The sequence below is a fragment of the Rhodococcus aetherivorans genome, assembly GCF_011058165.1.
Classification (GTDB): Bacteria; Actinomycetota; Actinomycetes; order Mycobacteriales; family Mycobacteriaceae; genus Rhodococcus; species Rhodococcus aetherivorans.
In genome coordinates, this window is the sequence record NZ_JAALEG010000126.1 from 1 (window position 1) to 13,095 (window position 13,095).

The 13,095-nt window shown below is 70.4% G+C and carries 12 protein-coding genes and 1 pseudogene; 8 read left to right on the plus strand and 5 right to left on the minus strand.

Annotated features, from left to right (window positions below; translation table 11 throughout):
- The first annotated feature begins 45 nt into the window (after positions 1-45).
- The 4 genes from G6039_RS28165 (at position 46) to G6039_RS28180 (ending at position 4,372) form a co-directional block, all read left to right on the plus strand.
- Positions 46-495: an SRPBCC family protein gene (locus G6039_RS28165; protein ID WP_043800195.1), complete on the plus strand. Its 450-nt coding sequence runs from the start codon at positions 46-48 to the stop codon at positions 493-495.
- 426 nt (positions 496-921) lie between these two features.
- Complete coding sequence (locus tag G6039_RS28170; protein ID WP_043800193.1) at positions 922-2,649, plus strand: thiamine pyrophosphate-binding protein; 1,728 nt, start codon at positions 922-924, stop codon at positions 2,647-2,649.
- Positions 2,646-3,329, plus strand: a complete 684-nt coding sequence (locus tag G6039_RS28175; RefSeq protein ID WP_043800190.1) for a hypothetical protein — start codon at positions 2,646-2,648, stop codon at positions 3,327-3,329. Before G6039_RS28170 ends, G6039_RS28175 begins: the two co-directional genes overlap by 4 nt.
- Positions 3,311-4,372 carry a 3-oxoacyl-ACP synthase III family protein gene (locus G6039_RS28180; RefSeq protein ID WP_051446087.1) on the plus strand — a complete coding sequence of 354 codons (1,062 nt, stop codon included), beginning with the start codon at positions 3,311-3,313 and terminating at the stop codon, positions 4,370-4,372. Before G6039_RS28175 ends, G6039_RS28180 begins: the two co-directional genes overlap by 19 nt.
- On the opposite strand, the gene G6039_RS31330 is transcribed toward G6039_RS28180, so the two are convergent.
- Both G6039_RS31330 and G6039_RS28190 read right to left on the minus strand, forming a co-directional pair.
- Entirely contained in the window at positions 4,353-5,189 is an 837-nt protein-coding gene (locus G6039_RS31330; RefSeq protein ID WP_338148589.1) for a glycosyltransferase, read from the minus strand. The genes G6039_RS28180 and G6039_RS31330 overlap by 20 nt on opposite strands.
- A 428-nt stretch (positions 5,190-5,617) precedes the next feature.
- Positions 5,618-6,751: a helix-turn-helix transcriptional regulator gene (locus G6039_RS28190; RefSeq protein ID WP_051446086.1), complete on the minus strand. Its 1,134-nt coding sequence runs from the start codon at positions 6,749-6,751 to the stop codon at positions 5,618-5,620.
- Positions 6,752-6,994: 243 nt separating this feature from the next.
- Between G6039_RS28190 and G6039_RS31335 the strand changes: the two are divergent.
- Positions 6,995-7,283: pseudogene (locus G6039_RS31335) on the plus strand (cytochrome P450); the annotation flags it as partial.
- A 113-nt stretch (positions 7,284-7,396) separates the two neighbouring features.
- Here G6039_RS31335 and G6039_RS28200 read toward each other — a convergent pair.
- Together G6039_RS28200 and G6039_RS28205 are read right to left on the minus strand one after the other, a co-directional pair.
- Complete coding sequence (locus G6039_RS28200; protein WP_043800185.1) at positions 7,397-8,509, minus strand: glycosyltransferase; 1,113 nt, start codon at positions 8,507-8,509, stop codon at positions 7,397-7,399.
- Between the two features lie 41 nt (positions 8,510-8,550).
- The gene (locus tag G6039_RS28205) at positions 8,551-9,162 is read right to left on the minus strand and encodes a TetR/AcrR family transcriptional regulator (RefSeq protein WP_235194072.1); all 612 of its coding nucleotides are present in this window, start codon (positions 9,160-9,162) and stop codon (positions 8,551-8,553) included.
- 487 nt (positions 9,163-9,649) lie between these two features.
- Between G6039_RS28205 and G6039_RS28210 the strand changes: the two genes are divergently transcribed.
- The 3 genes from G6039_RS28210 to G6039_RS28220 all read left to right on the plus strand — a co-directional run bounded on the left by G6039_RS28210 (position 9,650) and on the right by G6039_RS28220 (position 11,647).
- The gene (locus G6039_RS28210) at positions 9,650-10,171 is read left to right on the plus strand and encodes a hypothetical protein (protein ID WP_043800179.1); all 522 of its coding nucleotides are present in this window, start codon (positions 9,650-9,652) and stop codon (positions 10,169-10,171) included.
- A gap of 140 nt (positions 10,172-10,311) precedes the next feature.
- Entirely contained in the window at positions 10,312-10,620 is a 309-nt protein-coding gene (locus tag G6039_RS28215) for a hypothetical protein (RefSeq protein WP_043800176.1), read from the plus strand.
- 187 nt (positions 10,621-10,807) lie between these two features.
- On the plus strand, positions 10,808-11,647 hold the full coding sequence (locus tag G6039_RS28220; protein ID WP_152103992.1) for a coiled-coil domain-containing protein: 840 nt from the start codon (positions 10,808-10,810) through the stop codon (positions 11,645-11,647).
- Between the two features lie 1,027 nt (positions 11,648-12,674).
- On the opposite strand, the gene G6039_RS28225 is transcribed toward G6039_RS28220, so the two are convergent.
- Entirely contained in the window at positions 12,675-12,980 is a 306-nt protein-coding gene (locus tag G6039_RS28225) for a hypothetical protein (RefSeq protein WP_043797868.1), read from the minus strand.
- Positions 12,981-13,095: the final 115 nt, after the last annotated feature.

A 13,095-nucleotide genomic window follows, 5' to 3' on the forward strand; every position in this document is an offset into this window, starting at 1 on the left:
CCACCGTACCTCCCGGCACCCGCCCCTCCTCCTCCAGGAGTCATCATGATTGTCACCGAAGAGTCCGTCGTCATCGACCGCCCCGCCCCAGAGGTGTTCGCCTTCTTTCAGGACCCAGGCAACGTGACGCTGTACATGACCAATGTGATCACCTACGAGCTGATTTCGGGTGAACCCGGGGAAGTCGGCTCCCTCGTCCACGGGGTGGTCAAGGTTGCCGGCCGACAACTGCCGATCACCGAGGAAACGACCGGGGTCGAGCAGGACAGGTATCTGCGCCGGCGCGGAACCGACAGCCCGGTCCCGTACGAGACCGAAACTCGGTTCGACCCCACCGAGCGGGGCACCCGGGTCACCTTCCACCAGGAATCCGGTTCTCTCGGCGGCGTGTTCGGCACACTCACCGACACCCTCGTGGCGAAACTGTACGCCCGCGACGTCCGCAGCAACCTCGAGCACGCAAAGGCGCTCCTCGAATCCGAGGCGACGTCATGAAACCCGACCCGAACGCACCGGCCCAGACCCGGATGAGGACATCCTGCGCAACGCCCTGCGCCGCGAGAAGGACACGAGGATGCCGATCGTCGCACACCGTCCCCCGCCGGCGGTGGCACGACCGGGGACACCCGACCGTCAGGAAGAAACCCGAGCTGGGGGCGGCCCGACAGGTACCGTGGGCCCTCGGCGGCCGGGACCCCGACCGGTATGGGGCGGCCGCCGGGTACTGCCGGCGGTGCCCGAGTCGTCATGCTGCACACGCTCGCCGGACGGTATCGGCGGACCAGAACCGTCCGCTGGGGCACCGGGCTCGAGGGACACCCGCCGACCGCGACGCCAGCAACACCACCGCGATCGAAGACATCGCGATCACGGACATGGCGATCCATGACACCGAGATCGAAGCGTTCGGAAGGGACCATCATGGGTACCGGAACCCCACGCCCGGACCGGGGCCGCCGTCGGGTCGTCGACGCCGTGGTCGACGCGGTCGCCGACCTGGGGGTGGGCCACATCTTCGGGGTGGACGGTGCCAACATCGAAGACCTCTACGATGCCCTGTTCGCCACCGCTCGCCGCGTGCACGGGGTGGTCGCCAAGCACGAGTTCGGCGCGGCCACCATGGCCGACGGCTACGCCCGCATCACCGGCGGGCTCGGGGTAGTGGCCGCGACGTCCGGCGGCGGCGCGATGAATCTGGTGGCCGGGCTCGCCGAGTCCTACACCTCACAGGTGCCGGTGCTGGCCCTGATCGGGCAGCCGCCGACCACCCTCGAGGGCAGGGGCGCGTTCCAGGACTCGAGCGGCCAGGCCGGCACGATCCACGCGGTCCGGCTGTTCACCGAGATCTCCCGCTACTGCGCCCGGGTGCAGCACCCGGGTGACCTCGCCGACCACCTGCAGCGGGCGATCGCCGCGGCGCAAACCGGCGGACCTGCGGTGCTGTTGCTGCCCAAAGACATCCAGCAGGCCCGCGTGGACGACACGTTCGTCGTCCACGTGCCGCCGCGCCGGTCCGGCCACGACCCAGGGGGGCCGACACGAATCCGGGAGCTGCTCGCGGCGGCTCGGCGGGCCGGCAAGATCGTGCTCGTCGCGGGCGATCAGGTGGCCCGCGACGACGCCCGAGACCAGTTGCGCGCCCTCGCCGCCGCGGCGGACGCCGCCGTCGGGGTCGCCCCGGACGCCAAGGACGTCTACCCGGCCGACGAGCCCGGTTTCTGCGGGGTTGCCGGCAGCATGGGACATCCCGAACTGGTCGATGCGGTGCGGCACAGCGCGCTGTGCGTGCTGATCGGCACCCGGCTGCCGGTCACGGCCCGCACCGGCCTGGACGCGGCCCTGAGCGCCGTCCCGGTCGCCAGCATCGGCGCCGCGCCACCGTACCTGCCCACGGTGCACGCGACCAGCCTCGACCTGCGCCAGACCCTGGGGGAGCTGGCCGCAGCAGCGGCGTCCGGACCGGCCGTCGATGCAGCCGCCCGGAAGAGGTGGACTCCGCGCCGGATGCCCGTGTCCGCAGGCCCGGGGGTGCGCTACCGGGAGGCTGTCGAGGCGATCGCCGCGATGATGCCGGCCGGATCGGATGTCTTCGTCGACGCCGGCAACACCGGCGCCGCGGTAGTGCATCACCTGCCGGTGCCCCGCGGTGGCCGTTTCGTCGTCGCACTCGGCATGGGGGGCATGGGTTACAGCTTCGGCGCCGCGATCGGCGCCGCCTTCGCCCGCACCGGCGAAGACTACGGAGCGAACCGAGAACACGGCCGGCGGGCCGTCGTCATCGCCGGGGACGGCGCCTTCTACATGCACGGCCTCGAGATCCACACCGCGCTCGAACACCACCTGCCGGTGACGTTCCTGGTGTTCAACAACAACGCCCACGCCATGTGCCTGACCCGCGAGCAGCTGTTCTACCACGACCGATACAGCTTCAACCGATTCCGGCCCGCACGGCTCGCCGAAGGCGTCGGCGCGATGTTCCCGTCGCTACCGGCGCACCCGGCCCGCACCCTCGACGAACTGTTCGATGCGCTCGAAGCCGCGGCCGCGACCGACGGCCCGGTGTTCATCGCCGTGGACTGCGACCCCGACGAGATGCCCCCGTTCCTTCCCTTCCACACCGACCCCCGCGCTCGAGGACAGACACCGTGACCACCACCCCTTGCGCCCTCAGTGACCTACCCGACGGGGTGATCCCCGGGGTAGTACGAATCGAGACCTCCGACAGGGAGGCGACCACCCCGGTCATCCTGGACATGCTGCGGTCGGTGTACCCGCACGAGCAGATGTTCGGGCAGTACTGCACCGTCCACGGCTACATCGCCGCCCCGCCCGACGGCGTCTACGACTACCTGGCCCACACCCGAAGCCTCGAGGAGTGGACCTACAGCCTGCGCGGATTCGCCCCGACCGACCAGCCGGGACTGTGGTCGGCCCACGACCGGCTCGGATCCGACACCACCATCTACACCCGGACCGTGGCCCACCCGGAGGCGAGGACCGTCGACTACCACTGCGCCTGGGACCAAGGCGAGCACCTGTGGATGATCTACCTCATGCGGGTGGTCGACGCGCAGACGGTGCTCGACAAGCCCGGAACGGTGGTGTTGTGGACCAACTGCCACCACCCGTTCTACGACCGAAACCCCTATCCGCACACCGCACCCCCGGACCGGAGAGCCTGGGTCGGTGACTTCTGGGACATGTTCGCCGCCGGGCACCGACTCGAGCTGAACAACCTCACCGCCCTGTGCGAATACCGGGCCCGCCACCGACTGCCCCTGACCCCCGCCTGGATGAGCGAACCCCCGCCATGGACACCGTCAGCCTGATCGACGTCGCCAGCTACCTCCCGGGTCCCCCGATCACCACCGACTACTTCACCCGGCACGCACCCTCGGACCGGAAGGCGCAGAACATCATGTTCCGCGCCCCGGCCCACCGCCACCACGTCGCTGCGGCCGAGTCCGCCGTCGACATGGCCGAACGGGCCATCGCACCGCTGATCGACCGCCACGGCACCGCCGCGATCGACGGCATCGACGTGCTGCTCACCCACACCCAACTGCCGGACCTGCCCGTGCTCGGCTGCGGCGCCGAGCTGGCACGGCGCCTCGGCATGCGGCCCCGGTGCATCCTCGATCTACACAACGGTGGCTGCGCCGCCTACATCTACATGCTCGACCTCGCCCGAACCCTTCTGTCCAGCCGACCCGACGCTCACACGGCGCTGATCGTGGCCGTGCAGAACAGCGCCGGGCAGATCTTCACCCAACCCGACGTCCGTCCCCTCGCGCAGGCCGCGGTGCCCGGCGACGGCTGCGGAGTGGGGCTGCTGCACCGCTCGGACCGGGCCCCGATCCTCGACGTCGAATGCCGCCACTACCCCCAATTCGCCGGAGACATGACCGCCGCCATCGAGCCACCCCGCAAGTACTGGGAACCCGGGACCGGCCAACTGCGGATCGCGTTCACCGAATCGAAGATCGCCACCGTCTTCGCCCGCGGTAACCGCCTGGTGCCCGAGGTTGCCCTCGCGGTGTGCGACCGGATCGGCGTGCGCTCCACCGAGGTCGACACCTTCGTCACCAACCAACCCAACCGGTTGTTCCTGCGGAACTGGCGCGAAGCCCTCGAACTGCCCCCGGAACACCATCCGGACACCTTCGACGCCTGCGGAAACCTCTTCGGTGCCGCCATCCCGGTCACCCTCGACACCGAGAACCGGGCCGGCCGGATCCCGAACGGAGCCCTGGTGTTGCTCGCCGGCTTCGCCCACGCCGGGGACTTCGCCGCCGCCGCGGCGATCCGGTGGGGCGCAGCACCCCCGCCGCCACCGCGGACGCATGATCCGCTCACCCCCCGCTGCCGATGAGCGTCGACAGCCGGTCGACTGCCACCGATGCCGCATGGGTGGCCCGTAGCCTGGCGCCGAGCTCGGCCGCCGCGTCCCGGTAGCCGTCGGTGGACAGGACTTCGCCCAGTACCCCACGAATCCGTTCGGGGGAGGACGCTTTCGAGACGACCTGACCGACACCGGCAGCGGCCACGGCCTTGCCGATTCCCGGTTGATCGGTCACCGCAGACATGGGCATGATCACCATCGGGATCCCATGCGCCAGGGCGCGGAACGTGGTCGCGTGCCCACCGTGCCCGATCACCGCCGAGCACGACGGCATCAGTTCGCTGTGCGGAACGTACCGATGAACGGTGGCATTCGCCGGAGTGTGGAAACCGGCCGGGTCGATGGCGGGACCGGTGGTCACGACCACCTCGATGTCCATGCCTGCCACGGCGTCGAGGATGTTCTGTAGGGCGGCGCGTTGCCCCGGGAAACCGGCGGTGCTGAGACTGACGAGCACCAGCGGCGGCATACGGCGAACGGCCGCGGTCTTGGCATCGTGCACGGCCCCCGCCCAGAACAGGTGGTCGTCGGACCGACCACCCGCGGGGTCGAATGCGCGGTCCGAACACACCAACGCCAGATCCGCCTGCCCCCAGAGTCGGCGCGGCCCCAACCCCTTCAACCGGGGAACGATACCGAAGGGACCGCGGCGGAACGATCCGTCGAAGAAGCCGTAGCACGTATGAAACAGCGCGACATGACGCAGGCCTTCTCGCCCTGCCGCGTCCAGCGCGTTCAACAGCATGCAGTCGATGATCACCAGGTCGGCCGGATCCTCCCGCACCACATCACCGAGATCCCGTCCGATCCCGGGGTGCGTCACCATCTCCAGGCCCATGGTGAGGACCGTCCATGTCGTGTGGTGGGCGTGCGGCGTCCAGGTCGGCGAGTGTCGATAGGCACAAAACTCCAGTCCTGCCGCCTCGACGGTCGCCCGTTGCATCCGATGCCCCAACACCCGCACCCGATCCCCGCGGGCGCGGAATTCTTCCCCGACCGCCAACGCAGGCGGGACGTTGCCGCCGGCCTCGAAGGTGACGATCAAGATACTGGCCACGGCACACACCCTTTCTCGTGCGTCACGATGCGGAGGGCTTCGCCAGCCACCGGCACTGAACTGCGGCCCGCCCGGACCTGCGACCTGTCACCTCCGCTGACCCTCCGGCGCCGGGATATCCCACACTCGTGTTGCACTGGGGGACAACGACCGATCTCTCAGCCGGGACTGTGTGCTGCTCGCACGGGGTCCCCGGCGAACCAGCCTCCCGGGCCGACCGGCTCACCGTAGCGCGGCAGATAGTGGGTGTAGAACAGCTGCGCGAGGAGTTCTTGACGGCTGTTCACGCCCGTCTTGGCGTAAATACTCTTCAGGTGGTCCTGAACCGTATACGGGCTGATGAACAGCCGCTCACCGATCTGGACCCGTGTCTCCCCCAACAGGACGCGCCCGAGCACGGCCGCCTCCCGCTCGGTCAACCCGTGAATCGCAGTCAACAGCGAGACGACCTCCGCCGGCCCCGCCGGCTCCAGCGTGACCACCACCCGCCCCGCCGGACCCCGGCCGTCGAACCTCCCCGCCCGGATCACCAGCCACCGACCATCGACCGTCCGCGCCCGCGTGAACACCGCCCGCCCCGAGGTCCGCAGCCGCACCGCCGCCGACACCACCGGCAACATCCGCAACCGGGGCTCGACCACTACCCGCTCGAGAAACTCCAACGCCACTGGTGTCGCCGACTCCACCTCATCGTCCGGTCCGACGATCACCACCGCCGGCCCAGCGGATACCTCCGCGAGCACCCGCGGCGCCTGCCGCACCAACGACAGGCGCAGGCCCTCCCCGATCTCACGGGCACAGCGGGCCAGAATCCGAACCTCCTTGTGATCGAACATTCGTCCCGGACCGCGCATCAGCGTTCCGACACCCCAGCAGCACCCGTCTCGGCCACGAAAGACCAGTCGAACCTCGTCGACCATTCCCATCGGCTCGAGGATCTCGAGATAGGGCAACGCCTCACGAATCTCACCCTCGATGCCATCGCGGATCGTCTGGACGCCGGTGGGAGTGCGGGCCAACCTGCCGTAGGTGTTCGCATACGGACCAGACCCGTACTCCAACTCGGCGACCACCCCCGCCGCACGCCCGAGCGGATCGTCGACATCGACCATGGTCGCCGACGTGAGCATCAACGTCGCCGGATCCACCATCCCGATACACCCACGGTCGAACGGAACCCCGGCCCGAATCCCGTCGAGAACCGCACGGCGGAACTCCGACGTGTCCCCGGTCCCGTCAGCGGCATCACGCACGCACGCCAGCAGGTCCTCGGCCTTTCGCACCGCCGTCATGAACCCAGTATGTGCTGGTCGCCGCGGTACCCGATATCCCCAAACCGTGGGGGGCTCAGGTGCTCGACCGCCGTGTCATCGACACGGCGGTGCCCGGTCAGCGTGGTCCTCGATTCGGTGTGCACGATGGCATCCGGTGGCCGTACCGGGCGCTCCCTGGTCGGGGGCGACATCAGGCGTCCTCGGCGTCGGCGGCCGGTACCGGCCGGGGGTGCCGTACTGTTCGCTATCCGGCTCAGTTGCGGCTCGTTCGCCATCTTGCTGATCACCGCCGGTTTCGAGACCACCCGGCAGGCGCTGGCGGGGCGCTGCACCTGCTCGGCATGCAGCCGGACCAGTTGTTGCTGCTGCTGCGCACCGATTTCGCTGCCCCCGTGGACGGGGTGATCCGGTACCCCTCGGTGCCGTACATGCGCCGCACCGCCACCGTCGGCACCGAGCTCGGCGGCGCCCGCATCCGGGCGGGGAGACGGTGGTGATGTGGTATCTGTCCGCCAACCACGATTGCACCGTGTTCGCCGACCCGCCCAGGCGGTGAGGACGGTACCCGAACGCGGGTCGAGGCCGTCGAACCTGCCGGACGGGGCGACCGTGCGGTCGGTGGTGCGCGTGGCTCCGGTCATGAGTTCGCCTCCTCGTGGAGGGTTATCGACGTGGCAGGTGGTCGATGAGGTCGGCGGCCCGAACGGCGCCGTCGTGGGCGCGGATCCGCGCGCCCAGGGTGGCGGCGGCCGCCCGGTGCGGGCCGTCGGCGAGCAGCTGCTCGGCCGCGGCCCGGATCCGGTCAGGTGCGGCCGTCTTGGGCAGGCAGCGGGCCGCACCGCGGTCTTCGAGGGTGCGGCCGATCATCTTCTGATCGAGCAGCGGGTGCATCGGCAGGATGATCAGCGGCACGTCGTGGGCGAGGGCGCGCATGGTGGTGTCGTGGCCGCCGTGTCCGATGACGAGGGTGGCGTCCGGCAAGATCTCCTCGTGATCCCGGTGACCGTGGATCTCGGTGTCCGGGCTGGCGGTCAGGGTGGCGGGGTCGAGGGAGGTTCCGGTGGTGACCACCGTGCGGGCGGCGACGCCGCGCACCGCGTCGAGGACGCGTTGCAGAGTCCGCTGCTGGCCGGCGAAGTTGGTGCTGGACAGGCTCACCAGGATCAGCGGCTCCCGTTCCCCAACCGGGGTCAGGATGGACGGCATCCGGTGCGGCACCACCCCGGTGTCGTGGACCGCCGGGGGCAGATCACGGCGCCCGGCCGGGTCGAGTTCCCGCTCGGTGGTCACCAGCACCAGGTCCGATGATGTCCACAACCGCAGGGGCCGTTGCCCCTTCACCCGGGCCAGCAACGGTGCCGGGCCGCGCTTGGCGCCGGCCTCCATGAACTCGTAGAAGGTGTGCACCAGCGTCACCCGTGGCAGGCGGGCCTGCTCGGCGGCGGCGACGGCGCCGTAGAGCAGGCAGTCGATCACCACCACGTCCGTCGGCTCGCCGGCGACAGTGTCGAGCAGATCGATCCCGGGGCCCGGGTCGGTGAACACCGACAGATACGCGTACAGGCCGCGGATCCCGGGGTGGGCGGTGGTCGACTGCCAGGTTCGGGCATGCCGGAACGGGGTGAACCGGAAACCCCGGTCCTCGATCTGCCGGCGCTGCTGTCGGTGCCCGAGGAACCGGATTTCGTGGCCGCGGCGGTGGAGTTCGGCCGCGACACCGAGGGCGGGTGGCACGTTGCCGCCGCCGTCCCAGGTGACGAACAGGATGTGTGCCATGACGTGGCCTCCAAGGTGGAGGGGCCCGGGTGCGGGCCGGTTCAGGTCCGTGCGGGTGGCGTGGCCGGTAACAGTGCGCGCAGGATGCCGGACAGGGCCTGCCCGGTGCGCTCGGCCGACAGGCCGAGATCGTTGCGGAATACGTGCCAGACCAGAACGTCGGTGCTGGCGGCGAGCTGAGCGAACAACATCTCGCGATCCGCTGGGGGGAGGGAATCCAGGTACGGGGCAAACGCCTGCTCCACCCAGCGGTGATGCAGACCCTGCGCGCGTGCGACGATCGACGCGATGAACGGTGAGCGTTGCGCCTGCAGCACGTGCCGCAGGCCCAACGGTCCCCACTGCTCGTAGTGCGTCATCAGGTTCTCGACGGCGGCGTCGACGTCACCGGCCGCGACTGGGAAGCGCTGCGCGGTGACCTGGCGGCCGATCCACTGCAGCGTCGCGGACAGAAGGCCGTCGCGGTTGCCGAACTTGCGCTGCACCGTCTTGATCGACACCCCGGCCCGCTCGGCCACCCGTTCCAGGGTGATCTCGTCCAGCCAATAGTCCCGGTACAGCTCGAGGGTGGCGTCCATGATCCGCTCCGTCGTCTGTGCCGCCGACCGCGCCCTCGCCACCATCCGGTACGGGCGCGGTGGGCCCTCTTTCATGTCCATTACGATGGACCTCAAATATCCGCTTGTCAACAGCGACGACACCGGAACTGGGCTGCCCCAAAAGTCCCCCGATCGCGAATAAGAGCGGACCGTTGTCCACCGTTGAAGAAACCATCTGGGCAAGCCAGCACGCCGAGACAATCTCATCCGGTTGGCCAACCGGCCACCGAGGGGCCCTCTCGCGCGAGATCAGGCCCAGGTCCTCGAGACCGAGTCGAGCTCCGCTGCGCTCCGCCCTGCACAAGAGCCTGATGTGCCCTTCTGGCCTTCGATTTTGACCGGCGGTCCGCTGCGCGCAACCCCTGGGCGCTGCGCGGCCTGACGGCCCGGAAAATTCTCTCCTCCGCTGCGCTCCGGCGAGATTTTTCCGTCCCAGAGGTTGCACTCCACGGCCCTCATGCCGGTCCAAATGCTCCCTGCCAGAAGGGCACAAGAACAGGCGGACCCGCGCCGGTTCTCCACCTCCAGCAGGAAGGTCGCCATGACCGCGCCGCAGACCCCGAGCTTTCCGAGCGTGACCACCCGCACCACCGTCCTGATCGCCGGGGAAAACCAGCAGGTGCGGCTGGATGTGACCAGCGCGCTGACCGCGGCCGCGGCGGTGTTCGCCACCGTCGGCGCGGTGCGGATGGTCTTCACCGACCTCGCCGTGGTCCGCGGTGTGGTGGCGGTGCTGCGGCGCCCGGTCGCCGACGGGGTGACGACGGTGCTGCCCGAGCAGTTCCTGCTGCGTCCGGAGCGCTTCGCCGCCGGGGAGCATCTGGTGACGGTGCACTGGTCTCAGGTGCCGCCGTCGAAGATCACCCCCGGTGGGGCGTTCGATCCGCAGCGTCGCCGTCACATCCACTGGGTCGACGTCGAGGCCGGGCCGCTGGTCTTCCGGTTCTTCGACCGGGCCGGTCACCGCGCCTTCGTCGCCGAGCTGGCCCGCACCGTGCAGGTGGCCCGGTCGGTGCTGCTCCCGGCCGACGAGAAGGCCCTCGCCTTCGACGGACGGCGGTGACCCGGGGAGTTGTCCACAGCGGGCCCGGTTCTCCACAGGACCGGGCCCGCGGCCCGTCTGCGCCCCGGTCGCGGCCGAGGCGGCCGGGCACACTGGCATCCACCGAAGACCCGTACCGACCCGAAGAAGGGACCCCGCTCGTGCACACCTGGACCGTCACCTGTGATCCGGCCGTCGCGCAGGACTCCGGCACCGCCGCCACCGAAGTCGACGCCGTGCTCGCCGGCGCCGCCGCGTTGCGCCGCCTCGCATCAGCCACTCACCGGACCGGCCGCCCGTCGCCGTACCTGCGGTTGTGTATCGACACCCGCTTCCGGATCGGCCTCAGCGCCGGCGCCGACAGCCCGGACGGAGTGCTCGAGTGGATCGACGACTACGAACACCAGGCCACCATCGCGGCCGCGGTCGACGACTGCGTGCCCGGCCGGGGCCTCGACCCGGCGTGCTGACCCGCCCTCGCGAGACCGCCGAGGGGTGGCGGCCACCGCGGAGGCCCCGGCGAGGGGAACGGGCGGTGTCACCCCTGTATCGGGTGTGTTCGACCACACTCGTTTCGTACGTATCCTGTTACGTACGAAACGATACGTACGGTAGCATCGCTGTACGGCTCAGGAGGCGATCGGGAGGGCGGGAGCGATGACCGAGGGCAGCAGGGGAGGGCGGCGCCGGGAGTACGCCTCGGATGCGGAGCGGGTCCGGGCCTGGCGGCAACGGCAGAAGGAGGCGGCCCGCGCCGAGCGGCTCGCCGCGGCCACCCCCACCGATCCGGCCCAGGCCGTGTCCACCCTCGCGCAGGCGGTGCCGCTGCTGCGGCAGGAAACCCAGGCCGCCTTCGAGCGGCTGAGTGAGGTGGCCGCGTCGATCACCGCGGCCACCGCGTTGCTGGCCGACCCGGCGGTCCTCGAGGCGCACCTGCGCCGGGTGCAGGCCGACGCCGACAAGGTCCGCGCCGACGCCGGCGCCGAGATCGCCCGGCTACGGGAGCAACTCGACGCCGCCCTGAACGAGCGCGCCGACGCGGATGCGGCCGCGGCCGCCGCGCTCGCGCAGGCCGACGACGCCACCACCGCGCTCGCCGCGGCCCGCCGCGAGCACCAGAGTGAGCTCGACCGCCTGCACGCCGACCACGTCGCAACCCTGGACGCGTGGACCACCCGGGTCGAGGACTCGGAGGCGGCGCACCGGCGGCGAACCGCCGACCTCGAGACCCTGGTCGAGCAGCAGCGCGACCAGCTCGCCCGGCTCCGCGCCACCGCCGATCAGGCCACCACCACCGTGGGCCGGCTCGAATCCGACCTGGCCGCCGCCCGCGCCGAGGTCGCCGCCGAGCGGGACCGCACCGAGGCCGTGCGCGTCGACCTCGCGGCCGCCCGCGCCCAGGTCGACGCGGCCCGCGAACGTGCCGACGAACTGCGCGCCGAACTGCGCGAAGTGCGCGCTGCGTCCGCGACCTCGGGCTCGACCGAGGCGAGCTGACGGCTGACCCCTCCCGAAATGGGCCTTGCCCCGGCGTCTGCGCTGGGGGAGGGGCGAATCGGTACCCGGCCGGTTCCCGGCGCTGGCCGGTCCGAACGGGCCCCGCGCAGGCCGCGGGACATTCGGACGGGCGAGGGGAGGGCCACAAGCGAGGGGCACAGGTCACCTCGGATCAACAGATAGAATTCTGCAACATACGGAGATAAATAATTTCCCGATTTTCCCCCGCTCGGACCACACCTCTCTGCACAGGACCGCGCAGCTCGCACCCCGGCCTCGTCCGAGACGAGGGTGCGTTCCGACGCCCCTGGTCGGAGCCACCCGCGACGGGAGGGTGCCGGCTGGTTCTCCGGGGCGGTCACCAGGCCCTCGTAGGGTCCGGCGTGGACAGCGTGGACAACACCGAACTCACCGTCGCGACCTGGAACACCATGTGGGCAAGTGGATCGCAGGCTGGTGGCGTCGCTGCAGACGTGTCGTTTCCCCGGTGGTGTGGATTCAACCGGGACCCGCGTCGCCGCCCTACCTGCCCGCTCTGGGGTCTTCGCCCGAATTCGATTGGTAGTGTTGATTTTTCGGAGGTAATACACTGGGAGCCGGGTCGGGATCTTCGAGGGTGAAGGAGAGTCCGATGGGTTCTGCCGGATTCGATCTGGGCATCGCGTTCGATGCGTTCCTCAAGTGGTTGAGTGTGACGTTCGGTCTCGGTATCGGGTTGAGCTGACACTTGCCCCTCGCGGGGTCGCGTCATGCGCACCGGCGGTGCCGGCCGCGCCGAATGCAGTCCCTCCCTGTCCCGCAACGCCGTCGGGGGAGGCGTTGCGGGACAGGCGTGTGTGGGGCGGCAGGGGGTGTTGCCAGCCCGGCGGACCGGGTGCGGTCCCGGGTGCGCCGGAGGGTCTTTTCCGGCGCGGTGGGTGCGGCGATCACGTCTGGAGTCGTGCGACCTCGCTCACCGTCGCGGCGCGGCGGCCGCGGCGCGGCGGCGGTGTCTGTGCCGGTTCCGGATCGGTCCGTGCCCAGAGTGTCAGTCGGCGGCCCGGACGACGCCGGCGAGGGAGAGCAGCACCAACGTGCCGGCCCCGGTGAGAAAGAGCCAAGGCTCGACCGCCGCGGAGGACACGCGGCAGGCCTCGAGGGCGGCGGTGCCGGTGCGGCCGACGCAGTCGCCGTCGCGGTGCCCGGCGAGGACGACGAACGCGAGCAGGAACGGGGCGGCGATGACGACGAGTGCCCGGGCTGGCAGCCGGCGGGTGCGGCGACCGCCGGTGGGGGCGGCCGCCGCGGCAGCGGGTGCCTCGACCGTCGGCTGATTCCGGTCCTGCTCGTTCATCGGACTGCCTCTCCGGGAGGAAACTGCGGGGTCTCGGATCTGCGGATACCCGCGGGCGAGGGGTCCTATCCGTCGGGCGGTGACCGGGCGACCGGACCCGTTCTCGGGAGGTCGG

Bases quoted from the DNA above. Each gene is read 5' to 3' on its own strand.
- G6039_RS28180 (WP_051446087.1), top strand. From the start codon at position 3,311: ATGGACACCGTCAGCCTGATCGACGTCGCCAGCTACCTCCCGGGTCCC.
- G6039_RS28220 (WP_152103992.1), top strand. From the start codon at position 10,808: ATGACCGAGGGCAGCAGGGGAGGGCGGCGCCGGGAGTACGCCTCGGAT.
- G6039_RS28165 (WP_043800195.1), top strand. From the start codon at position 46: ATGATTGTCACCGAAGAGTCCGTCGTCATCGACCGCCCCGCCCCAGAG.
- G6039_RS28225 (WP_043797868.1), bottom strand. From the start codon at position 12,980: ATGAACGAGCAGGACCGGAATCAGCCGACGGTCGAGGCACCCGCTGCC.
- G6039_RS28170 (WP_043800193.1), top strand. From the start codon at position 922: ATGGGTACCGGAACCCCACGCCCGGACCGGGGCCGCCGTCGGGTCGTC.
- G6039_RS28200 (WP_043800185.1), bottom strand. From the start codon at position 8,509: ATGGCACACATCCTGTTCGTCACCTGGGACGGCGGCGGCAACGTGCCA.
- G6039_RS28210 (WP_043800179.1), top strand. From the start codon at position 9,650: ATGACCGCGCCGCAGACCCCGAGCTTTCCGAGCGTGACCACCCGCACC.
- G6039_RS28205 (WP_235194072.1), bottom strand. From the start codon at position 9,162: ATGAAAGAGGGCCCACCGCGCCCGTACCGGATGGTGGCGAGGGCGCGG.
- G6039_RS28190 (WP_051446086.1), bottom strand. From the start codon at position 6,751: ATGACGGCGGTGCGAAAGGCCGAGGACCTGCTGGCGTGCGTGCGTGAT.